Raw genomic sequence first — 24,697 nt, forward strand, 5'->3', positions numbered from 1 at the left:
GCTTCGGCGATGCGGTCGATGAGGTTGTCGCGGATCTCCTCCAGCCTGCCGCGTTGGGCTGGGTCCGGCCGGAGGAGTGAACATCTGACGCATGCGTGTTCATGAATGCAAGGCGTTGAGAACGCGCGGGCGCAGGTGCCGATGGACACCTTGCGCTTCTCGAAGTGCGCGAGGAAGGCGTCCCATTCCTCCTCGGTGGGAGCCCCGGTACGTCCCCGCCCGCTCCCCGACCACGTGCGTAACCTGCGGATTCCCCTCAAGACTCCAAGGGTTCGCGCAGTTGCTTCGGGTCGATGTCGGCTCGGACAGCCGGTACCCAGCCGTATTCGTAGACGACCGTATTCCCCGTTGCGAGGCGTCGGGCGCGCGGCTGACGGCCGAGTCTGCCTGGCGCATGTGGATCACTCGCTGGGCGGGGGCTCTTTCCGATTGGGGAAAAGCAGGTTCAGCGAACCGGTGAATCCCGACGCCGACAGGTCGGGCGAAGCCCGTGTCTTGCCAACGGCATGGTTTTGCACCGCTTCGATGGCTTCGACTTGTTCCCCGATGGAGCGCAGGAGTCCTTCGACCGCCATCCGACGGCGGGAGTCGCCGGTGGCCTCGAAGAGGTCGCGGGCGCGTTCGCAGGCGGTGATCGCCTCCTCGAACCGGGGCACCTCCCGCAGCGTGTTCCCGAGGTTGTTCCAGGCTGCGGCTTGGCCGTTCGGGTCGTCGGTGGCCTGGTAGAGGTCGCGGGCGCGTTCGTGAGCGGTGATCGCCTCCTCGAACCGGCGCACCTCCCCCAGCGCGTTCCCGAGGTTGGTCCAGGCGGAGGCCCGGCCGTGAGGGTCGTCGGTGGCCTCGAAGAGGTCGCGGGCGCGTTCGTGAGCGGTGATCGCCTCCTGGAACCGGCGCACCTCCCGCAGCGCGATCCCGAGGCCGTTCCAGGCGGAGGCCTGGCCGTGAGGGTCGTCGGTGGCGCGGTAAAGGTCGCGGGCGCGTCCGTGGGCGGTGATCGCCTCCTCGAACCGGCGCACCTCCCCGAGCGCGATGCCGAGGTTGGTCCAGGCGGAGGCCTGGCCGTGAGGGTCGTCGGTGGCCTCGAAGAGGTCGCGGGCGCGTCCGTGAGCGGTGATCGCCTCCTCGAACCGGCGCACCTCCCCCAGCGCGGCCCCGAGGCCGTTCCAGGCGGAGGCCTGGCCGTGACGGTCGTCGGTGGCCTCGAAGAGGTCGCGGGCGCGTTCGCAGGAGGCGATCGCCTCCTCGAACCGGCGCACGTCCCCCAGCGCGATCCCGAGGTTGTTCCAGGCGCGGGCTTGGCCGTGAGGGTCGTCAGTGGCCTGGCAGAGGTCGCGGACGCGTTCGTGAGCGGTGATCGCCTCCTCGAACCGGCGCACCTCCCGCAGCGCGTTCCCGCGTAGGGTCAGTGCCCGGGCCGCGTCGTAGGGACGGCTCAGCACCTCTGTGGCCTCCAGCGCGAGGTGGAGGTTGTGAAGGTTGGGGGCGAAGTCGCGGATGCGGTTGAGGTAACGATGGAGTCCGAAGGCCAACGTGATGACGGTGTCGTGGTCGCCCTGGGCTGCCGCGTGTTCCAGGGCCGCTTGAAGGCCGTCGCGCTCGGCGGCGAACCATTTCCGAGCCGCGCTCGCCTGTGCGGCTTCGGGTGTACCCGCCACCGGGGAAGTACCGGCCGCTGCCGCGAGTTCGCCGACTCGGGTGCCGTAGTACGCGAGGAGTCCGGGCACCGCCCGTTCTCGGTCGGGGTCGGGTGTCGAGTGTGCGTGCAGGCGGACCAGGTCGTGCATGCGGCGCCGGTCGGTGCCGGCGGGTTCGACGAGGTGCGCGCGTTCGAGTTCGGCCAGCGCACGCATCGCGATAGTGCGATCGAGTCCACTCAGGGCCGCGGCGGCGTCGACGGTGAACGTGGCACCGGGGCTTTCGGCGGCCAGACGGAACACCCTCGCCGCGTTCGCGTCGGCGGCGAGGAGGTGGGTGTAGGACAGGTCGAGGGCGGCGCGGACGGCACGTTCCCCGTCGTCGAGGCCGTCCAGGCGCCGCGCGCCGTCGGCCAGGTCTTCGGCCAGGGCGGCCGGGGTGAGGTCGGGGGAGGTGGCGAGTCGGCCCGCGACGATCCGCAACGCGAGTGGCAGACCCGCACACACCCCGACCAGCGCCCGGACCGCGCGCGTGTTCCGGCGCAGCCGGGTATCCCCCGGGCGCTTGGCTTGAAGGGCTGCGGCCAGGAGGTCGAACGCGGCGCGGTCGGGCAGAACAGGCAGTTCGGTGGTGGGGGCGTCGAGGCCGGTCAGGGTGTGACGTGAGGTGACCAGCACCGGATGGATGCCGGTGCCGGGCAGGACCGGCAGGATCTGCTCACTGGAGGAGACGTCGTCCAGGACGATCAGGACCCGGTGCCCGGCATCGGCCATACCTGCCAACACGGTCCTCAGCACCGCCAGACGCGCCTGGGCACCGGCGGGGATCACCTCGCCCGGGACGCCGAGGATGCCGAGCATCTCCACGGCGATGGTGTCCGCGTCGAGACGATCGCCCGCGTCGTAGCCGCGCAGGCCGAGGAACATCGCGCCGCCGGTGAACCATCCGGCGGCCACCAGGTCGTGGGCGACCCGCAACGCCAACGCCGACTTGCCCACCCCGGCCATCCCCGCCACCACCGACACCGCACAACCACCACTCGTGCCGTCGGACGCGATCGGGGCCAGGAGCGCGGCAACGTCTGCCAGTTCGCTCTCGCGCCCGATAAACACGCCCGGTGCGGGCGGCACTCCACGCAGCGCGTCAGGAACGTCCCTGGGCAGGCGCACCGTGATGTGCTGCCCCTGCACCAGCATCGAGACCGTACCGCCGGAGAACACGTTCATCGTGCCCCCCGCCGTCCTCGCGGACCGGGACCACCACCGCCACCACGCCACGTCCCCACCCCCTTCGCGTCGCCGTATGTGCCGGGCGTTTGATCACGGCCCGGGCGGTGCCGGCGGTACCGGGCCCGGAGAAACGGGAGGCGTCGGATTCGGCGGCGTCGCGGGTCCGCGGTCGACGGTGAGATTGCCCGCCTGGTACACATCCCGCGCAGTGCCGCCGGAGAACACGTTGTGCACGGAACCCACCGCCGCACCCCCCGGCGCGGCCGGCCCCGGCAACGGCGGCGAACGTCGGGCCAGCACGATCCCGTACACCGACAGCCCCAGACCCACCAGGCCGACGAACACCCCGATCACGCTCGCGAGTTTGTCCGCGTCGTCCAACCCGGCCACCGCGAAGAACACACCCAGCCCCACCACGCCCAGCCCGGCGACCACCAGTGCGGCCACGCCCACATCACGACCCGTCATGGCCCCAGCATGACCCTCCGATCGGACTGATGTGAGCAAACCGGACGGTCGCCGGAGATCAGGGAATGCGCGCACCAGCGGGCTGCGCGAAGGTGTCGACTGCCAAACGTGCGTCGGCAAGAGGCGATGTGTCCCGGGGGACTGTGCCGCAGAGAGTTGGTCGGTGATTGACGAGCGCCGTCGGTGACCTCGCGGTCCGCGAATCCCGGCGGTGCCTTCCAGGTGACGCCCGCTGGAGCTTGTCTGTCTCCGCCGGGAGGCTGTCCACACCCAACCGGATCTCTGCCTCGAGTCAGGTTCGTTCGGCCAGATAGGTGTTCCAGTCGCGGCCGGCGCGTCGGGTCCAGTTCAGGGCGCTGGTGAGGCTGATGCCCAAAAGTGAGCCCAGAACCGCCGGGGGAAGGTCGGCTGCGAGGGTGATCAGGGCGGAGTTGCGCGCGGGGATGATCGGGAGCCCGTGACGTCAGCGTCGCCGGCTGCGTCGCCCGCGTCGAGGCACTGGGCCTCTCGGACGAGGCGTTCGACGAGGCCTCGGCCCGTATCGACGAGCACGAGGCGACGATCGAGACCGCCGCCCGACGCCTGACCCGCGTGGTGGCGCGTTAGCGGCCCCGTCTCGGGGTCACTGCTGCGGCGCGCAACGCTCCAGGAGCCGGTCGCGCTGCCGTGCCCCGAGGCCGCGTACCCGCCGGCTCGCGGAGGTCCCCAGTTCCGCGAGGAGTCTGTCCGCGCGCACCTTCCCGATGTCGGGGAGGGACTCGAGCAGGGCGCGGACCGGCATGCTGCGCACCGCCGGGGTGTCGGTGTCCGGCACCTCGCGCAGGGAGGTCCTGCCGCGTTTGAGCGCCTCCCTCGCCTCGGCGCGTTCCTTGCGGACGGCGGCGGCCCTGGCGAGCGGGGCACGCCTGTCGTCGGGACCGATCACGGGCACGGCCGTCGGGATCTCCTCGTCCTCGATACGGAAACGAGCCCGTCATGACGACCTGTTCGCGGCGTTGCGATCCTGCTCGGCCAAGGACCGTCGCTGTCACAGTCGATCGAGCAGTTGCCGCTTCTTCCGCTCGAACTCGGCGTCCGTGAGCACGCCCGCCGCGTGCAATTCCCCCAGCTTGGCGATCCGGTCGAGGAGGTCCTGCGGCTCGGCCGCAGGCTCCGCCGCCACCGACACGGACACGTTGACGGAAGACGGATCGGGGGCCGCGAGGGTTCCCCGGACCAGGCGCAGCGTCTCGTCCAATCGCGTCAGGTCCGCTGCGTCGCGAACGGCGAAGTCCGCCTCGGCTCCGTCGTGGGTGTGCAGCGTCAACCAGGTCCGGAAGACTCCCTGCTTGAGGTGGCTGGTCCGGACCTCGGCCAGTGATACGGCGAGGGCGGTCGTGCCGGTCCATCCCTGCCTGATGAGCATCAGTCGCTGGCTCGTCAGGACGACGGCGCCCTCGTCCTTGTCGAGGGACCCCGCGGCCACGACGAGGACGCGCTCACGGCCGAGGAGTACCTCGGGTAGTTTCCTGAGGTGCCTGCCGCAGCGGTCACCGGTGGCCGAGTCCCGCCACGCCGCCACGATGTCCTCGCGGGCGGCGGTGTCCGGCCCGACCTGGCGGACGAACAGCTCTTCACGGCGCAGCCGCGCAGCCTCCCTCGCCTGTTCCGCGTCTGTGGCCATTACCGTCCCCCGGTCGCCTGCAATGTGCACAGCGTACCCACCTGGAACACCAATCCCTCGGCACTCGACATGACTTGACCGTTGAAGACGGCGCCGTTCGCGGCCCGAATCGGTGCCCGTCCCTGTCCCCGCGCCTGCGTCTGTTCGACGCGAAAGCCGCGATCACCGAGACAAAGCCGGCACACCGCCCGAGCCCGGCGGGGTCGGTGATGTGCGGGGCGGGGTCGATCCTCGGTTGGGGTGATGCAAGCACCGTGTGATGGCGGTGCCGGGCGCTACAGTTCGCCGGCGTGAGATCACCCGAGGAACTCGACAGGATCGACTGGCCGTCGCTGCACCACGCGTACGGGGACGGCGGCGACGTCCCGGACCTGATACGGGCCCTGTATTCGGGCGATGGGGATCGCGTCGACAAGGCCCTGGGCGCGTTGTTCAACCATGTGTTGCACCAGGGATCGGTGTATCCGGCGACTGTGGCAGCCGTGCCCTTCCTCGCCCACGCCGCCGTGCACACCCTTCACGCACGAGCGGGTGCGCTCGCGTTGCTCGCGGGCGCAGGGGGCCAGGGTCCCGTGCCGTGGGCCGGCGACGAGGAAGAGGGGCACGCGCGGGTCGGGGCCGAAGTCTGCGGCCTGCTGCACCTGCTCGGCGACGACGACCCGCGGGTGCGCCGCCACGCGGTGCGCGTCGCCCGCCGCGCGAACGCGCAGACCCTGCCGGCGGCGACACGCGAACTGGCCGCGACGTACGCGAGGGACCCGGTCCCCGCCGTACGCGCGGAAGCCCTGATCGTCCTCACCCGCATCGACCCCGACCCACAGGCCCGCACACGGCGCCTCCGCGACGCCCTCACGGACCCGGTCGCCGCCGTCCGCGCGGTCGCCGCCCTGGCCCTCCTGGAACAGGAACAGGCCCCCTACCCGGCGGACCTGGTCGCGGTCCTAGCGGACGCCGGCGGCGACGGCGAACTCGCGGTCAATCGGCTCGAGTTCTTTCCCGGGGTCGGCGACACCGACTCCCGCGTCGCCGCCGTCCTGGCCCACGACCCGGACGCCACCGCGACGGTGGCCCGCGCCTGGATCGCACGGGGCAACGCCGAAGGGCGCGGTGCACGCCGCGCCCACGAACTCTCCACCCACTGGCGCGACCGCGAGCACGACACCCTCGCCCTCCTCGCCGCCGCCCTCCCCCACCCGACGACACCCTGGGACCTGTCCGAACTGCTCGTCGCCGTCATCCGCTGGGCTCCCGGCGCCACCCACCCCGACCCCTCGCTCGGGGACAACCTCATGCCGCACGCGCTCGCCGGCACCACCACGGCCGAGCTCGCCCAACTGGCACTCGGCCTCCTCGGCGACGAACGCCTGCTCACCGCCGTCCCCGACCCCCAGCCCAGGCCGCTGGTCGCGCTCGCCGCCCGCACCCACGACCTCGACCACCAACGGCTCGCGCTGCGCCACCGCCATGCGTGTCCCGACGAACTCCTCGCCACGCTGACATCCCACGCCGCCCGCACCCTCCTGCGGGATCTCAAAGACCTGCTGCGTCGACGCCCCACCGTGACGCTCGTACGACGATTCGGCGACTGGGGCATCCGCGACACCGAGCTGCTCGACCTGCTCGCCGACAACGCCCGCGGCAGCGACGACGAACTCGCCACGGCCGCAACGGTCGCCGCCGCCCGCCTGGGCGCCGACCCGGCCCCGGCGCTGGACCTGCTGGCACGCCGCCTCAAGGACGACGGACTGTACCTGGAGGAGGCAGGTCGCCTGGGCCCGATGGCCGTACCGCTGCTGCCTCTGATCGAGGACCGTCTCACCGACGGCCACGAATGGACACGGACGATCGCCGCCGAAGCCCACTGGCGCATCACCGGCGACCGCTCCAAAGCAGTGCCGGTCCTGACCGCGCTCGTCGAATCCCTCCCCGCGCCTGTGCTTGCGCTCGAAACGCTCCTGTCGATCGGTCCGCCCTACCCACCCCACCTGCGGCCGCACCTCATGCGCTTGTCGACCACCGACCGCCGCGCGGTGTCCTCCGACGACCCGTTCGCGCCGAGCACCGACCTGCCCCTGGACACCCGACTCCGGTCTGCGGCAACACGGATGCTCACGTGAACGGCATGAACGACAGCCTGCGACGTGTGCGCGATGTCGGCGAACACGACACACGCCCCAGGCCCTCAGAAGCGCTCGAGGAGTCGGTCGCGCTCTTGGACATTGCCTCGTTCCCCGCGGACGGCGGCCGCCCTGTCGTGCGCTGCCCGGCGCTGCTCGGGATTCGGCGGTGGGGGCACGGCCGTCGGATTCTTCTCGTGTCGTGTACCGGAACGGGCCCATCCTGGCTCCACGTTCGGGGCATTGACCAGCGCCTTTACGGATGACAACGAAAGTTGTCGTCATCGGGCGGCCGATGCGGTCGGCAACCGTGGCTGCCAGGTCACGCACCCCGGCCTTCCGTTCTCGGTCGGGCCTGTCGGGCAGACGCCGTGTCGATCCCGGCGTCGCCTGGTCGACGCCCCGCCCGGTCGTTGTCGGTGGGGGTCGCTACCGTCACGGCACGGCCGTCGGAGACCTTGCCCTCCCATTCGGGTCCGACGGCCCGGGTCGGCCCGCCGGCACTCCCCCCGTCGGCGGGCCGAATCGACGTACCGGATGCGGCCCGCACGGGGGTTCGGCCGCGTTCGGTACGTCGAGCGGAACACCCGCCCTGTGAACGCACCTTCGACTCGCGACCACACCCGGTACCCGCACGGGTCGCCCGAACGGCGGCAACGTCCCGCTTGACCGGCCCCGAGGTCCTCGACGGCTCCTGGCCCGGTCCGCGCGTCGACACCTTGTCGAGGCGGCCCGGCGCAACCACCTGCTCGGCCTTGAGCACGCGGCACAGCGATCGCAGGGCCGTGGCGTCGTGGGCGCGAGGGAGCAGTGCGCAGCTCATATCTGGAACCGCCGGTGGCTTTGTTCACGAGAACGGGTTCTGGCTCAGGTTTTGTGGAGTCTGACTGTGTGTCACAGCTTCGGGGCCAGGCGGCTTCTCTCGGGATGGGCGCGCAGTGCTGGTGACGTGAGTTCCAGGGCGCGGTTGTCCTTGCCGGCCGTCATGTGGTCGAGCCATCGCTCGTACCAGCCGAGGAAGTCGCGGGCGGAGGAGACATTCGGGCCCCAGCAGCCGTCCGCGTTGCCGATGACGATTCGTCCGGTGAGGGGCCCGGTCATCGCGATGAGGGCCAGGTCGGTGCATCCCATGTCGATGATGCGAAGGAACAGGTCGTGCCTGGTTTCCTCGGGGTCGGCGAGGCTGAATCCACGAGCGGTGCCGGGGGGATCCATCGTGTAGAGAGGGGGTTGCTCGGGGCCGGTGGGGTCCGACAGGCCGTAGAACGGCGCGACGCCCGAGCCGCCGATGTGGAGCAGGAACTGCCGGTAGGGGTCAGGGAGGACGACGGCGTGGGTGTCCTCGAAGGCGGTCAGTCGGGAGTTGGGAATGGTGGGGCCGAGACGGAACCGGTGCAGTTCTTCGCCGAACGAATGGCTGCGGTGGGGGTGGAATGGAACGGCGGCCAGTTTGCAGCGGATCCGGGGGATGCGGGTGTCCACGGGCGGTCTTCTCTCGTTCCCGACAACCTATCGTCCGTTGGCGGACGTCATGCGAGCAGGACGCGTTTTCTGAGGAGCCGGAAGCCCGCACGGCCGAACATTTGGCGTTTGAGCATCTTGATGCGGTTGACGTGTCCTTCGACGACGCCGGAGTTCCAGGGCAGGGTCAGCCCGGCGATGACGGCGTCGCGGTCGCGGTCGATGCCTGCGGCCAGGGTGTGGAGGCCGGGAAGGTCGTCTTGGCGGACCGCGTCGAGCCAGTCCGGAGTTGTTCGCCTCGGCGTTCGGTGAGCATTCGCGCGAAGGATCGGACGTGGCCGGTGAGGGCGTCGAGTTCCGGGCAGTTGGCCAGAACGGCTTTGAGCCGGAGGTGTTCGGTCTCGTCGAGGGAGTCGTGGCGGCGGAGGATCCATCCGGCCACCTTGCGAGGGGAGGGCGGGGTCGAAGTCGCGGTCGGCGAATCCGGCGAGAGGCGCTTGGCGCGAAAGTATGCGCGGACTCGCTGATAGCTGCCTCGGTAGCCGAGCGGTACGATCTTTTCCCACAGCTTCCACGCGTTGGTGCATCCCTGGTTCCAACGGTCGTCCAGGTAGGGCTTGTAGGCGTCGAGCACTGACGGTTGGCCCTGCCACTGCCCCCGGAAGAGGTCTTCCGGAGCGGCCGCGTCGGCGAGGAGCTTCACCGTGCGACTGGTCATCCGCAGTTGCCTCTCGATCGCGCGGCGGCTGTGGCCGGTGGCCAACAGCGCGTGGACCTTGGCGTGGTTGGCCCGATTCCGGTCGGCGAACCGGTGGCCGGTGGGCCACAGCGAGCCTGACGGATCGGCTTCGGCCCGCTCTGGTTCCGGACCGGGTCGGGGCGCGTCCGGGACCAGGACGCGCAGGCATCCGCGGTGGTCCGCGACGCTGCGTTCGGTGGCTTGGCCGAGGTTGTTCCACAGTGCCATCGGTCGGCGACCTGGACGGCTTGGGGTGCGCCGGCGGTGGCACCCTCGGCGAAGAAGGGGGGGCGGTCTCGACATACGACCTCGATCCCCGGTCGTTCGATCAGCCAGGCGGCCAGGCTCGCCGCCTCCCGGTCGGGCAGCATGTCGATCGGGTGGCGCGTCTCGACGTCGACCAACACGGTGCCGTAGAAGCGGCCCTTGCGTGTCGCGTACTCGTCGACGCCGACCACGCGCGGGTCGGGAACGGTCGGTTCGGGCAGGGCCTCGACGAACCGCAGGACCGTACTGCGACTCACCGAGATCCCGAGGACACCGGCCAAACGGGAGCCGGCCCGCCCGGCGAGCGCGAGGCCGACCTCGGCCAATGTGTTGCGCAGACGCTCGGTCCGCTGACCGTGGCGGCGGGTCAGCATCGGTATCTGCTCGACGAAGGTCCTTCGAGCGCATGACTCGTCGCGGCAGACGAATCGGCGAACGTGTAAGCGCAACACCAACTTCCGCCCCTCGCACGGCACATCGGTGGGAAATCGCAGGTAGGAACCGTGAACACGTTCGACCAGGCTCCACACACAGGGCACGAGGCACCTGCCGTCGTGCACCGGGCCTCCACGCGCACAACCTCGTCGTCCACGTCGACCGACAACACCGCGACGTGCGCGATCGACGGAAACAGCAGTTTCTCTGGTTGGAGCAAGATCTCATCCACGACACCGAACTGTCGGCCATACCAAGCCGGTCACCGACCAATTTCGGGCAACTCCCCCAGAGCCCGGAGGAGCCAAGGTCGTGACTCAGCGTGCATGGTCCACAGAAGTTGAGCCAGAACCCGAGAACGGACAGCAGATGTTCACCGCTTCGGGAGGCACCCGGAACGTCGGGGATTCGAACGATTGCGTTGCGGACCGTAGTGGTGCACAGTCCCGCGCCGCGGAATGAAAACACGTTGGAGCGTCCGCCACAGAGCTGCGACGATGCCCCCTGCATTTTTTGCGGAGGACATTTGTTCGTTTTCGTGTGTGCGGGATGTGGCTCCGAGCTGACCATTCCGCTGTCCCCGGTCGAGTTGCCGGCCCATGCCCATCAGAAGTACGGGAACGCGATCCAGCTCCCGGTGCTCATGGAGTCGGGCACATTCGCCGTGGAACCGGAGCCCTGGGGAGCGCCGTGGCGAAGGTGGGAGGACATCGACCCGGACGAGGCGGCGGCCCGCGGCATTCACGCCCCGCTCCACGCCTTGTCCGACGGCGCACCCGGCACCGTCATCATCGCCCCCGGCGATACCCGCGGCACCGTGCTCGTCCCGCACGCAGCCGGCGGCCACTGCTGCGGCCTCGACTGGGGTGACGGCCCCAACATGGCCTGCGAGGCGTGCGGCCTGCCCGTGGCGAGCCGGATCGACGACTGCTCACTCTGGCAGGCGGTATGGCTCGCGCCGGATGCCGTGCACCGCCTCCCCGTCGACGACACCGACACCGCAATCCTCTCCTGGGAGGAACTGCTGGAGGAAGGGGTGGCCACGCCACCGATCGAGCCGATCACCGGATGGGGCTCGTTCCTCGGGCTGCACCACTGGTGGTCGTGGAGCCCACGGTGGGAAGCGGCGGCAGGCCGGGCCCTGGCACACCTGCTGGCGGCCTCCGGCGGCCGTCCCGTGACGGTCCCGCCCGGCCTGATCACGGAAGTGTTCCAACGCGCCCTTGACGCCCTGCTGCCCGCAGACCGGCCGGCGCAACGCGCCGTCCTGGCCGGACCGGGACTGTCCGCCCCCGGCCCGGACGCCGACATGATTCTCGTGCCGACCCACCCCCGGACGGGGGAACTCTGGAGCCCGACCGGACCGAACACATCCGCACGCCCGGTACCACTGCCGTTCGGGATGTGGATGTGGATGGCCTTCCCCGAACCACACCTCCACCTCCCCACCTCGGGAACCATGCCCGACGGCGTACTCCGCGACGACCCGCCCGCGCCCACGCCCCACCAACTCTTCCGAGCCGACCCGGGAATCTTCCGACACGCCCTGGTCCGATTGCCGGAGGTTCGCAGCCCATGGCTGCGCGAGATCCTCGACAACCTCACCCACCACATGCAAACCGGTCTCTTCTAGCCGAAGGCCGGACGACGCCGGTACTCACACTCCGGAGCTGCGCAATCGAACAGCATCAGGTAGTGGTGCCTCCTGAAGTGGTGAACATCTGCTGTCCGTTCTCGTGAACAAAGCCCACGCCGGCAACGTCGGCATCGGGAACTGCGTGCTGACCGCAGATCACGTGCGGTTGTCACGGAGCGATCCCGCGAGGCGGGCGGCGCGGCTGCGTGCCGGTCGCGGTCGACGGCCCGGTGCGTCGCGCTCGGGTCGCTCCCGGCGGAACACGCCCGAACAGCGGGGGCGTTCATCGACACGTGGGTGACCTCGGGCCGCTGCGGTCGTTGGTCGATTGTGCCCCGCGTCACCCCGTCGTGCGGCCGCGCTCCGGGCCCGCCGACATCCCCCGATCGGCGGGCCGCCCGAGTCGCTGCCGGGTCCGCGCCCACGCGAAGCCCCCACCGGGGACAACCGGATCGCGGTGAATTCGACGCGCCTCGTGCGGCCCGAAGGAGCGATATTTGCCTTGCAGGCCCCCACGGGGCGTGGCACGCTGCCCGACATGATCAAGAGAATCGAGTCCTCCGTCCGCCGATGAGCGAGACGGCCGGGATGCAATTGCCCGGATCGCGGATATCCCTGTTCGAACACGTGCTACGGCTCCACCTACCGGCCCCGGACGGGCCGCTGCCGCGGGACGGAGAGCCGTACCCCGACGATGCGTTGCACCGCCGCCGGTCTCGGCCGAAGGCGCCGCAGGACCGGCACGCCGCCGGCAAGGATGCCGCGCTCGTCCTGGACGCGTATTTCGCCCGCACCGCCGCGCAACCCGCCGAACTGGTCGGCGCGTTCCACGACGTCTACGTCCCCATTCAGCCCAACGCCCACATCACTGCCGCGGCCGAGGGAGCGGACAGGCGTCGTGTTCACGAAACGGGCCGATGGCTGGTCCGCCACGGAACCGATTGCGACTCGGTCACCGTGGGGCTTGCCCTGGTCGCCGCCGTCGCAACGGCCGACGACGTCACCCTGATCCGAACGATCGGCCTGCTGTCCAACCACTTCGGTCCCCTGGCCGCGCACGCCCTGGAAAGACTGCCCCAGGGCACCGATGCCCTCCTGTGGCTCGCCGATCGAGTCACCGGCTGGGGGCGGGTCTGCGTCGTGGAGGCCCTGTGTCGACGCGACGACCCCACCGCCCGGCCCTGGCTCCTGCGCAGGGCATGCGACGGCGATCTCCTCAACGCGTACTTCGTCGGCGAGGTCGCCCGGACCACTCGTCTGCACGAAGTCGTCACCGGACCCTGCGTGGACGACGAAATCACCGACCACACCGGCAGACTGCTTTTGGTGATGACGTACAGCCAGGGCATGGGCGTCACGCTCGCGCGTTATCCCCACGCCGAGGCGGTACTCGCCGCGCATCTGCGCCACCTCGAGCAATCGGAGCCTTCCGCCGGCCGATACTGCACCGCCGCGTGGCTGGCGAACAGCCTGGGGACACGAGGCGACGCGGGTTCGATCGGCCCGGTTCGGCGATGGCAGCCCTACCGGGACGACTACCTGGCTCTCCTCGAACGTGACGACTGGTGCGAAGTGGCGAGGGACGCCCTCGCGGTCGAGGACCCCGGCATCGTCCGGCTCCTGGAGACGGCGTCAGGCCGTCGGCTACCGGCATTCGCGAACCGGCCGACACCCGACGGGCGATAACGAACGCCCGTTAGAAATATCCACCGTCGATCCGCCAGGTCGCCGTCCACCGCTGCGGCCATCCCGCCTGCATGGCAGCGGGCCCGCACGGCATCGGTCATGGCGTACGCCGCGACCAAATGGTCCAGACCGCGTGTATCGGACCCCACCCCGGATGGTTCGCCCGCAGCGGCAGCACAGCACGCCGCATGCAGGACGTACGGATGTCCACAGCTGATCGTGATTGTCATGCTCGGAGCGCATGCCGAGGACTGGCCAACTACCGATCGAGACGGCCAACTATCGGTCGTCGCCACAGGGAGTGTGACCGTCAGCGATGGATGGCCACGCTGCTGGTCAACGGTGGGGCGGTCATCGACTGTTGGCCACCTTGGTCGGGGTCGCTTGGGCATCCGTCGTCGCGGGCGGGAAGCGGCCGCACGATGGGCCGGCTGCCGAATCCTCAGCCACGACGCTCTCGTCATCGAGGTCGGTGCCCCGGTCTCGCCGGCGGTGCGGTGTCGATCGGTGCGTGCGCGTCCGCGCGCGGTACGGGAGGGAGGACGGCGGGAACGAAGTTGGCGAAGGGCTCCGCGGCGGCGATCAGGTCGGCCAGGGCGGGCGCGGTCTCCGCGTCCGGGTGTGCGGCGAGTGCGCGGCGGGCGGCGGTGACGGCCGTGCGCAGTTCCTCGTGACGGGTGGTGGGCATGGGTGGGGCCTTCCGGGTCGGGCGCGGTCGTCCGAGCCTCGGGTCCGGCCCCCGGACCACCGCGGATGCTCGACTCCTACCCAGGACCGGCTTGCGGAAGCGGAGGTTCGGAGTGGGCCGACCGCCGGAACGTGGGCCTGGGGCGCCGCCCGCCGGTTCCGACACGCTGCCGGCGAGCCCGCCCGAGGGCCGGCGCCTGCGTGGCAGACAACGCCGGGCTGCGAATCGGAGGCCGTCCCGACGGCTGAAGGATCCAGATGGCCAACCAACGCTGCCCGCCGCAGGGAGGAGGGTTGGCAAAGTTGATCTATTCGAACTATTGTCCGAATGAGAGGTGGTTTTCGGACAGGGGGGTGGACGCGGGCGGAGGTGTGCGGTGGACGGTTTCGCGCACTTGCACACCGCGTCGGGCTACTCGGCCCGGTACGGCGCCTCCCACCCGGAGGACCTGGTGGCGCGGGCAGCCGAGCGAGGCATGTCGGCCCTGGCCCTGACGGACCGCGACACCGTCGGCGGCGCGGTGCGCTTCGCCCAGACCTGCCCTGCTCGCCGAGTCCGGCGACAGGGCCGAGGCCGAGACCGGTGGCACGAACAACCACAACAGCGATGAGTGTCGCGATTGGAGTCCGCCCCGACGAAGGGGTGTCGATGGTCCGTCGGTGCCCGGTCCGGGGTGCGCCCCTCGGGCGGGATCCGTCAACATGACCGGTGTGGTGTCTCGGCACGGTCGGTCGGACTCCGCACCGTGGCGGGTGTCGCGAGGCGTTCGTGTGGGCCAGAACGCCCGCCGGCACCTCGACCGCGCCCGCCCCGCGTGCGGCGGGCACACGACCCGTCGCACGCGCGAGGTTGCCGGACAGCCGCCGGTCGCGCGGCACTTCCGCGCCCGGGTCGCTTCGGTCGCTGCATGTGCCGCGGCCGGGCGCGTGTGTCACGTCGTCGACGCTCCGGTGCGCTTCGACGTCGATCGCCCACCCCACCGAGTGACGGCCCGTCATCGCCGGCGCTCGGTCAGGGCTTCAGCGTGCTGGCTCGTCGGACCACGGGTGCGTCGCCGGCACCAGCGGTGGCGGGGGGCTCGTGTACAACAGGACGGCCAGGGCCTCCTCGACGCGGCCGAGGTCGACGAGGTGGTGGGCGAGGTCGTGGCCGTTCCTGCGGTCGTGCTCTTGGAGGACGGTGACGGCCTCCTCGGTGCGCCCGGCGCCGGCGAGCAGGCGTGCGATGTCCTCCGCCGCGTACCGGGTGTCGCCTTCGGGGTGGGCGCGGGCGTGTTCGACCGCCTCGTCGATGCCGCCGCAGGCGGCGATCAGCGGCAACCGTATCCGGTACAGCTCCCACTCGTCCTCACCCCCGCGTCGGGCGTGGAGGGCGTCGAGGTGGGCCAGGCCGTCGGCGGGGCGGCCCCGGTCGAGGCACAGCTCGGACAGGGCGTGGAGAATCCAGTCGTCGCCGGGGTGGGCGTCGGCCCGGGCGCGCATCACGGCGATCGCCTCCTCTCCCCGTCCGTGCCGGGTCAAAAGCTGCGCGAGATCGTAGGCCGAGTTCGGGTCCCGGGCCGCGGGACCGTCGGCCGGCCCGTACACGGCGATCGCGCCCTCCACGTCGCCACCCTTCTCCAGCAACTCCGCCAACTGCCCTACGGCCTCCTGATGCCCGTCCGACGCGGCGTAGGCGCGCAGCTCCTCGACCCGGGCGTGCCGGGCCAACAGGTCGGCGAGTTGGTCTCGGCCGTTGACCGAGACGATCCGCCGGCGGCGGAGCAGGGTGATGGCCTCGTCGATGTGGCCCTGGCGCTCGCGGATCGTCGCGAGCAGGCCGAGCGCCGTGTCGGGATCGAGGCCGCGGCAGCACCACGGGCCGTCGCAGCGGTGGTCGGCCCGCATCAGGCCGGCGAGCAGCGCGGCGGCCTCCTCGTCGCGATCGGCGACGCCGGCGACGTCGACCAGGGCGGTGGCGAGCACCCAGTCGTCGACATGCGGCACGAGCAGGTCGAACGCCTCCTCGGCGCGGCCGTGCCGGGCGAGCAGCCTCGAGGCCAGCGCCGGCGGGATGCAGCCGGACCGCGTCCGGGCCCGGAAGTCGAGATCGGTGGCATCCACGACCGGGCACCATAGCGCCCGCCCCCGACAACGGACCGACACCACCGACGACTTCGCATCGGACCGGTGGAGACGACCCGCAGGATCCCGCGTCGGCAGCATTCGGCGATGGGGGTCGCTGTCGTAGGCCTTGTCGCGCACGAGTTCCCCGGACGCCACGACCTCGTCCCACGGATGTCACCGAGCGAAGGCCCCTGCCTGCCGCCGGACACCGATCCTCGGACGTCACGGTCGCCTCCCACGGCTGTCGCTGGCCGAAAGACCCCTGCCTAATCAGGCAACTTCTCCATGCCGACTCTCAAGGGCGGTTCGGTCCCACTTCCCGGATCAGACCGCCACCCGGGTGGGCAAGGCGTCCGCCCTTCCATAGGCGAGCACCTGGGCGAGGACCTCCCGGAACCGGGCCACGTCTTGCGCCGGGGCCTCGATGACGGCCTCGATTTCGCCGTCCTCCAGCCGAAGGCTCTCCAGCGCCTCGGGGTCCAGTACGACGCGAAGGACATTGCCCTCCAGGACGGCTTCGTGCACGCAGCCATAGGCCGTCCCCTGCCCGGCCGTGACCAGGCAATGAGTGTCCATTCCCAGGGCGACCTCCTGGTCGTCGGGATCTTCCTCGCCCGACATGAACAACAGGATGAAGCCGCTGCCGTCCTCGGCCTCCGCGAGGCCGGCCTCGGTGAAGCAGCCGTCGGGATCAATCTCGGTTCCGACAACGCGGGCGGTGAATCTGAATGCCATGAAGAGGTTCTATCAAGGCAGTCGGACAGGGAACGCGGTGCGGCCGCCCGTGCCCCGGGTGGCCGGCACGCATGTCGGACCGGGGGATGGGGCGGGTGGCCCGGAGGCCGTCGGTGGGGTTGGGGTGGATGGCGGGCGGCCCCGGGGTCAGGCGCTGTCGCCTTCCCAGTGCAGTCGCCCGTCCGGCGGGTCGGCGCGGACGTAGTGGGAACGTCCCTCCGGGTAGGCGCCGTTGCCGGCGTACAGCGCGACTCCGTCCGGGTAGTGCTGCGGGGGCCGTTGTCGATCAGGACCATCCACAGTCCGTCGAGCGGGCCGCCGACCAGTTCGATGCCGGGGGTGCCCTCGGGCGGGGTCGGGTCGCCGAACTGGTCCTGGCTACCAGCGGCGGGGTGTCGTTGTCGTCATGGGGTTCAGTTTGGCCGGTGCCCCCGACTGGCGGGGCGCGAAGCGGGAGTTCGAAGCAGCCGGGTCCGGATCACCGTGTGGGGCGAGGATGCCGTTCCCGGGGCGGATCTGTGCGCCGATCGTGGCGTCGACGGGGCGGCGGTCGGGTTCGGCTGGGTCGTGCAGCTCGCCACGAAGCGGATTCCGGGTCGGGACGGTCGGTTCCGCGTCGAGTTGCGCGCGGCGGCGTTCGTGGTCCTCCAGGGCCACGCGCCCGGCCACTCCATGCGGACGACGATCCCCTCCCAATCGGCCAGGTCCTCCGCGCCCCAGGTCCAACGCTCGGTCTCCGTCGCGTCGGGCACTCCGGAATCCTCGACGTACACGGGGTGGTCGGCGAGCACGTCGGCCGCGTACTCCAGGGGGACGCCGCCGTGTTCGACGGCCCAGCCCCCCACACGGCCAGTGCCTCGACGAACGGCGGGATCTCGACCGGTAAGGCGCCGTGTCGCACGGTGCTCTGTCCCTTCGGTGCTGTGCCGCACACGCGGGAAGCCGGGCCGTTCGACCGCAGTCGGCGCGAGGGGTGCTCGGGTTCGCCAGCCTATCTCGCAGCCGGCCGACGGCGCCCGCGTCGGGCGGGCCCGCGCTGAGGGGATCAGATCGCGGGCGGCACTCGCGGCCCGTCGTCGGACGGCTCACCGGGCTCGCGACCTCGCACCAGGCGCAGCGCCGGGCGTGGCTCGGTCGCGGCGATGTCGGTGTCGGCGCGGAGGAGGTGGGCGCGTCGGTCGGCGGCATTCTGGCGGACGAGGTGTGTGTGGTATTCGGCGTGGCCGGGCGGGGGTGTGGCGGCGATCAGGGTCAGCAGGTATGGGCGGCCGCCGCACGTGCGCAGCAGGCCCTGGTCGTCGAGGTCTCGGGCGATGTGTTCCGGGTCGATGGTCAGGCCGTTCTCGCGGCGGGTGGCGAGGATGGTGAACAGCATTTGGTGGGCGGGGCGGTGGAGGTCTTGGGCGTTGAGGCCGACGTACTCGAGGATGTCGTCGATCACCTTGGGGTCGAGGAGCATGGCGCGGCCGGTGGAGCCTGGCGGGCGCGCCGGCGCCGCTTTCACCATTCCATCATCCACACAGTCGGAGCGAGGAAAGGCCAGACGAGCGGGACGAGGACGCGGTCCGTCAGCCGCTCCTTCAGCTGTGCCGGCGTGAAGTTCCCGATACTCAGGGCGAGTTCTGGATCCCCGGTCGTCAGCGCCTTGATGTCCCGGCGTGAGCGATGCTTGGTCAGCGCCCAGTTCGGCTCGTGGATCAGCTCGTCCTGTCCCGCTCGCGTGTGGCCTTGCCGAACAGCCGAATGGTGTGGGCGGGTCCGCTCGTCGCCAGAGCCGCGACGAGATCGGTGGACCAGTCAAGACCGGCAAGGCAGTAGAAGCCTTTGTGAGGGCTGATCGAATGGAACAGGTCCAAACCTGCGCACTCCTTCGCTGCCGCCACAACCACGCATTCTCGGTCGAGTGGACACTGCTCGCTGCGGAAGCGCCACCACACCGGGCGAACGATCTCCACCGGTTCCGAACGGCACAGTTGCTTGCTGAGCGCGTCCGATTTGCGATCCTCGTCCAGATCGCGTAGTGCGGTCACCTGCAGGACGATGTGTTGCGGGAGCCAGTCACGTCGTCCCGGTCCTGCCGGCGGACCTCCCTTCCATATGGCGAGTTCGGCCTCTGTCCGGCCAATCATCCGAGACGCCTTCTCGACGTCGTGAGCGCCTAGGCGCAGCATCGCCTCGGCATGCGAGACCTGTTCCTCAAGTACGGCGATGCTCGCCACGCAAGTCCGGTGTCCCGCCCTGCCGCTCAGAAAGGCGGGTCATCGTCACATCCGCGGATCCAGGGATCGACGAGCCTGTCCCTGGCGGCCAGCAGGGCCGGGAGGTCCTGTTCCTCGGCCTGGAGTATCCGCTCCAGGATGCGGGGCAACCCGGCTTCGTCCACGACCTCCAACCATGGGATCGGCGACATGAGTCGATCGAGTTCCTCGGTGAGCGTCTCCTCCAGGACTGCACGCAACGCGTCCGGCAACGGGCCCTCGACCAGGCACGACCAGGCGAGCGCCGCGCTCACCCGCACCTCGGCCGGCCGCGTCGCATCCGCCCAGCACGCCCGGGCCCAGGCGACGGTGTCGGCGTGGATCTTCGCGTGCTCACGGGCCAGTTGGGCCAGTGCCAGGACAATCCGCGCCCGTACTTGCGGATCGTCCTCGACACCGAGCCGTTCGTGCAGGGCGATCGAGATCTCCTGGGCCTTCCCGGAGGCTGCGGAGAGTACGTGGCAGGCCCGGCCGCGGACGTCCGGATCGGGGTCGTCCAGCAGATTCAGCAGGATCTGCGCGTCGGCGGCGATGGCGTCACGTGCGGCCTGGATCGACCAGTTCTGCGGGTACATGTTGGTGTCGTACCGCAGGTCGTCGTCCCGGTAGGCGACCCGGAAGAACTCCGTGCGTATCTCCACCACATGATATGAGTGGTCACTTCGTGCCATGTGGGCAACCAGCGACAGCACGCCCGACCGCCAGTAGGTCGAACGATCGGCGGCGATACGCAACAGGAACGGCACGGCCAAGGGCGCCGGCGCGGACGTCTGGTGCTGATGGCGCATGTTCCACAGCTCGCCGAGTGCCCGCTCCGCCGCCTCCTCGTCGTCCGCGAAGCGAAGTTGCTCCAGGAGCCCGGGAATGTCTTCACCTCGCCCGAAGGGGTGAAAGAAGCGTTCCCACGGCACCCGCTCGTATCGGAAGCCGTCCTTGACGTCGACCGGCATCCGCGCCATCACCACACGCACGTCCAGATCGGTCCCCCGACACCGCTCGTAACCGCCCTCCTGCAGAAACACCCGGTCGTAACACGTCTCATGTACCTGCACGACACCCCCTACAACTCCGCACTACAGGCTACAGAAGCGCCACTGGGCATCAGTGGGGCAGTCCCGCTAGTCGGTCGTGTACGCGGCGCATGTGCCGTTCGGTCGGGTGGCGTCAACGCACAGGCCGGGTCGCGGGATCACGTCGCGGTGCGATAGTGGTACAGGGTGTCGTTGCCGTGGGCGTAGAGGTCGTCGTAGGTGACGCCGGCGCCGCCGCGGTGGGTGATCAGCGACCCCGCCCAGGTGGGTTGCTCTTCCGTGCCGGCCGGTCCCTGGACGGTCTTGGAGGCGATGGTGTCGCCGAGGGCGGGGTCGACTGACGCCACCCACCGCGGGTTTGACGGCGCCGATGTAGCCGTCGTTGCCCGAGGTTGCCCCGTTGACCGGGACGGGGGTCATCCGCCGGTTGGTGGGCTGGTTGGGCGGGGTGTTGTACTCGATGTAGATGTAGTTGTCGGCGGCGTTGCGTAAGAACCGCTTGAAGCCGTTGTTGGCGCTGGTCTGCGGGGACTTCTTGCCGTAGATGCCCAGGGTGAGGAATTCAGGTCCCGCGTGCGGCAGATCCTCGCCCCCGGCAACGTCGACAACGACCTCACCGACTCCCGCGTCGCCCGCCTGGACCTGCTCACCCTCGAGGACAACGGCGACGGCACCAGCGGCCTGTGGCTCCTGCACGGCGACACCGCCGTCGGCATCTTCGACACCGCGATTCCCCTGGGCACCGCCGACTGGAGGAATCTCGACCTGATCGCGCCCGGCGACGCCACCGGCGACGGGCTGCCCGACCTGTGGGCCCGCGACCGTGTCACCGGCAAGCTCTATCAATACGCGTCCAGGACCACCACGAACCCGACCACGAGCGCCGTCACCGTCGCCCGCGGCAAGCTCACGCGGGCGGGGGGACCCGTCCGCGCCAGGCGACGGTGTCGAGGGAGTCCATCAACGCGTCGTTCGTGAACGGGCTCGGATCGTCCCACCCGATGTCCAGCCACGCCCACATCACACTCCCGCACAGGACCCAGTGCTCGGCCTCGCCGCCGTGCAGAGCGCTGATGCCCGTGACGGAGAAATACCTCGCCCGACGGTGTCCCGGCACCGGCGCCTCACCCGGCGGCGGAACATCCAGCGGGCGCACGACCGCGTCGGGAACGTACGGCTCGATCTTCGCCTTCCGCACATCCCAAAAACACACGTCCAGGACCCGGTCGTCCTCGTAACGAATCCCGTACTGCGTCTGACGACGGAACACCATCCTCGAATGACTCGCGTCGTAGGCCCACAACTCCAGTGGCGACTGCGGCACCACCAACGGAAACCCACCCGACTCGAACCTCACTCCGAACCCTCCCCCACACCACGACCGTTACTTGTGAACCCCACCACCGCACCATCATCCCCACCACGACCACCCCGCCACGAACGAGGCCACCACCAGCCCCGGGGTGAAGACGGCGCAACACCCCCACGGCGGCGCAGCGGCAGACGCACAGTGCCGGCCCGAGGCCGCGTTTGCAGGCGCGTCGTTTGGCGTTGGAGCCTGGGCCGGAACTCGATCCAGGAATCGCCTCAAGCCGACGCCGATCGCCGAAGTCCCCGCAGCCCGGAGCCGTTGGTCGACGCGGACCGGTGAACCGTCGGATCCGCAGTCGGCACCGAGCTGTGCCCACGCCGAGGCGAACACCCCCCGACGATGCGGCAAGCGCCGAGGACTCGAGCCCGGGACGCACGAGGGGTGGGCCGGTGTGGCGGCACTGCGCGAGCTCACCGGTGCGCTGTGGACCAACGCCGCCCTCGCCGGGTCCGGGGCCTGAGGGGCGTCGCCGGATTCCGGGCGCACTGCAGGCGTTCACCTTCGCGCGTCGAACGGTTCGAGACGACTGCGCGTGCAGGGCCGAAGGGAGGGATCGTCCACGTGTCGGCGACTGTTCGACGAGGTGACGCATACCCTCGGAAACATCCTGCAGACCCACTCGCCGATCTCCGGCCTGTAGCGGTCCGGTCCGGTCCCTCGCGAGTGATTGCCCGGGTCCCGCCGATGCGCGAACATCCTCGGATGGAAACGGACGAGGACCGGACGCTGGTCCGCGTGGTGCAGACCTGTCACGGCTTTCCCTCGCAGTGGAACGCCTGGACGGCAACCGGCCGGTACCTGTATCTCCGATACCGGCACGGCGAGGGCAGCGTCGAATGGCACCGCGGCCCGGACGATGCGGACGACACGCCCCAGACGTGGAACGAGGGCCTGTCCGGGCTCCTGGTCGAATGGGACGACGGCACCGACGGCGGCGAGATCGGCCTCGAGGACTTCCTCGCGGCAGCCAGCCCGGTGCTCGCGCCGGATGCCACGGTCGGCTGAGCTCGTGGCGTCGAACCACGCGAACCCGGGCGCGATCGCGGATGCGCCCCCTCGGCGGGTTGCCCCGCTCGCAGGCCCAAGGCCCACAGCGGCCCCTGAAGAGACGAACACAGGGTGCAGGGACCCGTGCTCTCGGAGCGGTCCGGGGATGTCCGGGGCCGGTCGACGCGAGATCGCCCGGGACGATCCACGGGCGCGCCGCAGCGTGAGCGTGGTGGTGGTGAGGTGTCGGCTGGTTCGGGGCGGCCGGTCGCCCACGGCCGGATCCTTCGCGAAATCGGCGGAGCCCCGGCACCGGTTTCGAAAGAGCGGGTCGTCGGCGAAGCCTTCGGGGGCCGCCCGGGGATGGGGACGCGTGGGGACCGGGTGGAACATCCGGTTCAGGGTGTGTCGGTCCGGCGTCGCGGGAGTGGTCGTCGACCGGCCGCATCCCGGCGGACTCTCGCCGCCGGGGCGCCGAGGCAAAACCTCTTCCGGTCCGATCGGCGGACGGCCCAAAGTGTGCCGCGCCGTCACCGTGCTCGCCGACATGGCCGCGGGTTCGGGCTCCCGGGTCACTGCCTCCGGGTCTGTCTGGTCCTCGACGCCGAGCAGGCGGAGCCGATGCCCGGGTTCCGTGCGCAGTCGGTCGGCGATGTACGCGTCGAGATCGGTGAGAGCGGCGTTCGGCGCCGGGACGCCGGTCATGAAAACGGTCATCGCGGAGAGCTCGGACACGCGCCGATACGGCCGTGGTGATGCCGGCCTCGGGTTCACCCCGCACGGGGAAGACAGGCTCGGCCTCTGCCGCCCATGGCCCGGAAGGCGCCCACCGTGGGCCGCCGGGGAGTGGCGCACACGGGTGTCCGGGGCGGCGCGAAGGACGAGGACGTCTTCGGCGGTGGAGAGGTGACGTGTGCCGGTCGGGGTGAAGCCGCGGCGTGCAGCGTCTCGTGGGTTCCGACCGCGGGAGGGGTGGCTACCGCGGCGCCGGGTTCCGGTCGCGGGCATCCCTTGGGGACTACGGCTCGGACAGGACGTCGTCATCGCGGCCCCACCATCGCCCACCCAACAGATACACGCTCGTGATCCCCGCGACCCAGAGCCCCGCGGCCCCCACGATCAGCAATGCGATCGGCGCCTCGCCACGCAGGCGCCCGGCGATCACGCCGTTCGCCACGAAGAAAGCACCGAACCGCCACGGGGACGAGCCCAGCCTCGGCGCGCCTCGGCGACCGTGGACGCCGGAGTGAACCTGCCACAACCCGAGTGGGAACGTTCCCACCCCGGCCACGAAACTCGCGTACAGGGCCGCGACCACAAGATCTTCACCCAGAAAGCGGCTCCCCACCGAGAAGCCGATCGCGGCGGCACAGGCCAGGAAGCACGCCACGGCCACGCACAGAGCCGACGTGAGTGCCATGCCGGCCACGTCGCGCTGCGCCGCCCCGGTCCCGCCTCGATCCATCTCCGCCCTCGCTTCACAGACGGACGGGATCGTCCGAGTCCGCGCGGCCGTTGCCTTCGACCGCACAGGACAGCATGCCGGCTGCGGTCTCGCCGTCCCGGGTGATCGCGTCCGCCGTTAGGAACTCCGGAACACGGCGATCGGCCTGCCGTGGACCTCCACACCCTGACCCGGACACCCCGGCGGTCGAGGCTGCGGGCAGGGCCCCCGTCGCGGATCTCCATCCACGGTGGTGTCACGGGGGGTCCCCCAACGGGGAGCGCGGACCCGGCGGTTGAACAGGCACTCGTCGCCGGTCCCGAGCCGGAAGGCCAGCGAGAGCCTTTCGGCACCGTCGGCAGGCAAGGCATCAGCGCGGCGGGGCCAGGGCCTCGCCCGCGGCGGCGATGTCGCTTTCGGTGGCGGCGGGTTCCAGCGTTCCGCGTCGACCGCGTCGTCGCCCGGCCAGTCCATGAGGACGACGTTCCCCTCCCAGTCGGCGAGAGCCTCCGCGGCCCCGATCCACCATTCCGTCGGAATCGGGCGGGCACCCCGGAGTGCTCGGTGTGGACGGGATGGTCGGCGAGCACCTCGACTCCACCGGGCTGCGGAAAGGAGATCCCCATCAGTGAGCTGTCGTTCAACTTCCGACGGTCCGGGCCGGCAGCCCTGACGCCTGGCCTGTCGCTGTCATCCGGAGGTGAGCGCCAAGTCGTGGACCAGGAAGTGGAGTTGCTTGTC

Annotated in this window: 22 protein-coding genes and 1 pseudogene; 6 read left to right on the plus strand and 17 right to left on the minus strand. The window is 70.5% G+C overall.

Translation table 11 applies throughout. The features are described from left to right. Positions 1 to 401: 401 nt before the first annotated feature. The 4 genes from ACIRL2_RS50225 to ACIRL2_RS50240 all read right to left on the minus strand — a co-directional run bounded on the left by ACIRL2_RS50225 (position 402) and on the right by ACIRL2_RS50240 (position 4,995). Entirely contained in the window at positions 402 to 2,861 is a 2,460-nt protein-coding gene (locus tag ACIRL2_RS50225) for a tetratricopeptide repeat protein (RefSeq protein WP_402242310.1), read from the minus strand. Positions 2,862 to 2,954: 93 nt separating this feature from the next. Next, positions 2,955 to 3,332, minus strand: coding sequence for a hypothetical protein (locus ACIRL2_RS50230; protein ID WP_402242313.1), 378 nt, complete (start codon positions 3,330 to 3,332; stop codon positions 2,955 to 2,957). A gap of 622 nt (positions 3,333 to 3,954) precedes the next feature. After that, entirely contained in the window at positions 3,955 to 4,263 is a 309-nt protein-coding gene (gene mihF, locus ACIRL2_RS50235) for an integration host factor, actinobacterial type (protein WP_402242316.1), read from the minus strand. Between the two features lie 96 nt (positions 4,264 to 4,359). After that, positions 4,360 to 4,995, minus strand: a complete 636-nt coding sequence (locus ACIRL2_RS50240; protein WP_402242319.1) for an SHOCT domain-containing protein — start codon at positions 4,993 to 4,995, stop codon at positions 4,360 to 4,362. Between the two features lie 290 nt (positions 4,996 to 5,285). Here ACIRL2_RS50240 and ACIRL2_RS50245 point away from each other — a divergent pair, with 290 nt between their 5' ends. Next, on the plus strand, positions 5,286 to 7,112 hold the full coding sequence (locus tag ACIRL2_RS50245) for a HEAT repeat domain-containing protein (RefSeq protein WP_402242322.1): 1,827 nt from the start codon (positions 5,286 to 5,288) through the stop codon (positions 7,110 to 7,112). A gap of 894 nt (positions 7,113 to 8,006) precedes the next feature. On the opposite strand, the gene ACIRL2_RS50250 is transcribed toward ACIRL2_RS50245, so the two are convergent. From ACIRL2_RS50250 to ACIRL2_RS50260, 3 genes are all read right to left on the minus strand, one after another. Then, complete coding sequence (locus tag ACIRL2_RS50250) at positions 8,007 to 8,594, minus strand: SMI1/KNR4 family protein (RefSeq protein WP_402242325.1); 588 nt, start codon at positions 8,592 to 8,594, stop codon at positions 8,007 to 8,009. A gap of 47 nt (positions 8,595 to 8,641) precedes the next feature. Further along, positions 8,642 to 9,160 (minus strand): transposase, encoded by a 519-nt coding sequence (locus ACIRL2_RS50255; protein ID WP_402242328.1) that lies wholly within the window; start codon positions 9,158 to 9,160, stop codon positions 8,642 to 8,644. Between the two features lie 127 nt (positions 9,161 to 9,287). After that, a complete protein-coding gene (locus tag ACIRL2_RS50260) occupies positions 9,288 to 10,139 on the minus strand; it encodes an ISL3 family transposase (protein ID WP_402242331.1) in 852 nt (283 codons plus the stop codon). Between the two features lie 401 nt (positions 10,140 to 10,540). Between ACIRL2_RS50260 and ACIRL2_RS50265 the strand changes: the two genes are divergently transcribed. Both ACIRL2_RS50265 and ACIRL2_RS50270 read left to right on the plus strand, forming a co-directional pair. Further along, entirely contained in the window at positions 10,541 to 11,647 is a 1,107-nt protein-coding gene (locus ACIRL2_RS50265) for a hypothetical protein (protein WP_402242334.1), read from the plus strand. Between the two features lie 573 nt (positions 11,648 to 12,220). Further along, a complete protein-coding gene (locus ACIRL2_RS50270) occupies positions 12,221 to 13,336 on the plus strand; it encodes a hypothetical protein (protein WP_402242337.1) in 1,116 nt (371 codons plus the stop codon). Between the two features lie 460 nt (positions 13,337 to 13,796). Here ACIRL2_RS50270 and ACIRL2_RS50275 read toward each other — a convergent pair whose 3' ends face one another. Continuing rightward, a complete protein-coding gene (locus ACIRL2_RS50275; protein ID WP_402242340.1) occupies positions 13,797 to 14,024 on the minus strand; it encodes a hypothetical protein in 228 nt (75 codons plus the stop codon). 376 nt (positions 14,025 to 14,400) lie between these two features. On the opposite strand from ACIRL2_RS50275, the pseudogene ACIRL2_RS50280 reads away from it, so the two are divergent. Continuing rightward, positions 14,401 to 14,583: pseudogene (locus tag ACIRL2_RS50280) on the plus strand (PHP domain-containing protein); the annotation flags it as partial. 460 nt (positions 14,584 to 15,043) lie between these two features. Here ACIRL2_RS50280 and ACIRL2_RS50285 read toward each other — a convergent pair. The 7 genes from ACIRL2_RS50285 to ACIRL2_RS50315 form a co-directional block, all read right to left on the minus strand. Further along, the gene (locus tag ACIRL2_RS50285; RefSeq protein WP_402242343.1) at positions 15,044 to 16,126 is read right to left on the minus strand and encodes a tetratricopeptide repeat protein; all 1,083 of its coding nucleotides are present in this window, start codon (positions 16,124 to 16,126) and stop codon (positions 15,044 to 15,046) included. Between the two features lie 327 nt (positions 16,127 to 16,453). Then, entirely contained in the window at positions 16,454 to 16,864 is a 411-nt protein-coding gene (locus ACIRL2_RS50290; protein WP_402242346.1) for a hypothetical protein, read from the minus strand. A 147-nt stretch (positions 16,865 to 17,011) separates the two neighbouring features. After that, positions 17,012 to 17,164, minus strand: coding sequence for a hypothetical protein (locus ACIRL2_RS50295; RefSeq protein ID WP_402242349.1), 153 nt, complete (start codon positions 17,162 to 17,164; stop codon positions 17,012 to 17,014). A 745-nt stretch (positions 17,165 to 17,909) separates the two neighbouring features. Beyond that, positions 17,910 to 18,323 carry a DnaB-like helicase N-terminal domain-containing protein gene (locus tag ACIRL2_RS50300; protein ID WP_402242352.1) on the minus strand — a complete coding sequence of 138 codons (414 nt, stop codon included), beginning with the start codon at positions 18,321 to 18,323 and terminating at the stop codon, positions 17,910 to 17,912. Between the two features lie 238 nt (positions 18,324 to 18,561). After that, positions 18,562 to 19,083, minus strand: coding sequence for a hypothetical protein (locus ACIRL2_RS50305; protein ID WP_402242355.1), 522 nt, complete (start codon positions 19,081 to 19,083; stop codon positions 18,562 to 18,564). A gap of 26 nt (positions 19,084 to 19,109) precedes the next feature. Next, positions 19,110 to 20,174 carry a HEAT repeat domain-containing protein gene (locus ACIRL2_RS50310; RefSeq protein ID WP_402242358.1) on the minus strand — a complete coding sequence of 355 codons (1,065 nt, stop codon included), beginning with the start codon at positions 20,172 to 20,174 and terminating at the stop codon, positions 19,110 to 19,112. Positions 20,175 to 20,311: 137 nt separating this feature from the next. Beyond that, positions 20,312 to 20,500, minus strand: coding sequence for a hypothetical protein (locus ACIRL2_RS50315; RefSeq protein ID WP_402242361.1), 189 nt, complete (start codon positions 20,498 to 20,500; stop codon positions 20,312 to 20,314). Between the two features lie 226 nt (positions 20,501 to 20,726). Here ACIRL2_RS50315 and ACIRL2_RS50320 point away from each other — a divergent pair, with 226 nt between their 5' ends. Beyond that, on the plus strand, positions 20,727 to 21,131 hold the full coding sequence (locus tag ACIRL2_RS50320; protein WP_402242364.1) for a hypothetical protein: 405 nt from the start codon (positions 20,727 to 20,729) through the stop codon (positions 21,129 to 21,131). On the opposite strand, the gene ACIRL2_RS50325 is transcribed toward ACIRL2_RS50320, so the two are convergent. Then, positions 21,061 to 21,510, minus strand: a complete 450-nt coding sequence (locus ACIRL2_RS50325; RefSeq protein WP_402242367.1) for a hypothetical protein — start codon at positions 21,508 to 21,510, stop codon at positions 21,061 to 21,063. The genes ACIRL2_RS50320 and ACIRL2_RS50325 overlap by 71 nt on opposite strands. Before the next feature lie 717 nt (positions 21,511 to 22,227). Between ACIRL2_RS50325 and ACIRL2_RS50330 the strand changes: the two genes are divergently transcribed. Then, complete coding sequence (locus tag ACIRL2_RS50330; RefSeq protein WP_402242369.1) at positions 22,228 to 22,530, plus strand: hypothetical protein; 303 nt, start codon at positions 22,228 to 22,230, stop codon at positions 22,528 to 22,530. A 1,000-nt stretch (positions 22,531 to 23,530) separates the two neighbouring features. Here ACIRL2_RS50330 and ACIRL2_RS50335 read toward each other — a convergent pair. Then, positions 23,531 to 23,977, minus strand: a complete 447-nt coding sequence (locus ACIRL2_RS50335; RefSeq protein ID WP_402242372.1) for a hypothetical protein — start codon at positions 23,975 to 23,977, stop codon at positions 23,531 to 23,533. Positions 23,978 to 24,697 lie beyond the last annotated feature (720 nt).

It is taken from the genome of Embleya sp. NPDC127516 (genome assembly GCF_044765325.1).
Lineage (GTDB): Bacteria > Actinomycetota > Actinomycetes > Streptomycetales > Streptomycetaceae > Embleya.

What these genes read in the sequence shown, in the direction of transcription:
- ACIRL2_RS50330 (WP_402242369.1), top strand. Translation starts at nt 22,228, where the DNA reads ATGGAAACGGACGAGGACCGGACGCTGGTCCGCGTGGTGCAGACCTGT.
- ACIRL2_RS50230 (WP_402242313.1), bottom strand. Translation starts at nt 3,332, where the DNA reads ATGACGGGTCGTGATGTGGGCGTGGCCGCACTGGTGGTCGCCGGGCTG.
- ACIRL2_RS50275 (WP_402242340.1), bottom strand. Translation starts at nt 14,024, where the DNA reads ATGCCCACCACCCGTCACGAGGAACTGCGCACGGCCGTCACCGCCGCC.
- ACIRL2_RS50255 (WP_402242328.1), bottom strand. Translation starts at nt 9,160, where the DNA reads ATGCACCAACGCGTGGAAGCTGTGGGAAAAGATCGTACCGCTCGGCTA.
- ACIRL2_RS50225 (WP_402242310.1), bottom strand. Translation starts at nt 2,861, where the DNA reads ATGAACGTGTTCTCCGGCGGTACGGTCTCGATGCTGGTGCAGGGGCAG.
- ACIRL2_RS50290 (WP_402242346.1), bottom strand. Translation starts at nt 16,864, where the DNA reads ATGGCATTCAGATTCACCGCCCGCGTTGTCGGAACCGAGATTGATCCC.
- ACIRL2_RS50240 (WP_402242319.1), bottom strand. Translation starts at nt 4,995, where the DNA reads ATGGCCACAGACGCGGAACAGGCGAGGGAGGCTGCGCGGCTGCGCCGT.
- ACIRL2_RS50335 (WP_402242372.1), bottom strand. Translation starts at nt 23,977, where the DNA reads ATGGATCGAGGCGGGACCGGGGCGGCGCAGCGCGACGTGGCCGGCATG.
- ACIRL2_RS50270 (WP_402242337.1), top strand. Translation starts at nt 12,221, where the DNA reads ATGAGCGAGACGGCCGGGATGCAATTGCCCGGATCGCGGATATCCCTG.
- ACIRL2_RS50300 (WP_402242352.1), bottom strand. Translation starts at nt 18,323, where the DNA reads ATGCTCCTCGACCCCAAGGTGATCGACGACATCCTCGAGTACGTCGGC.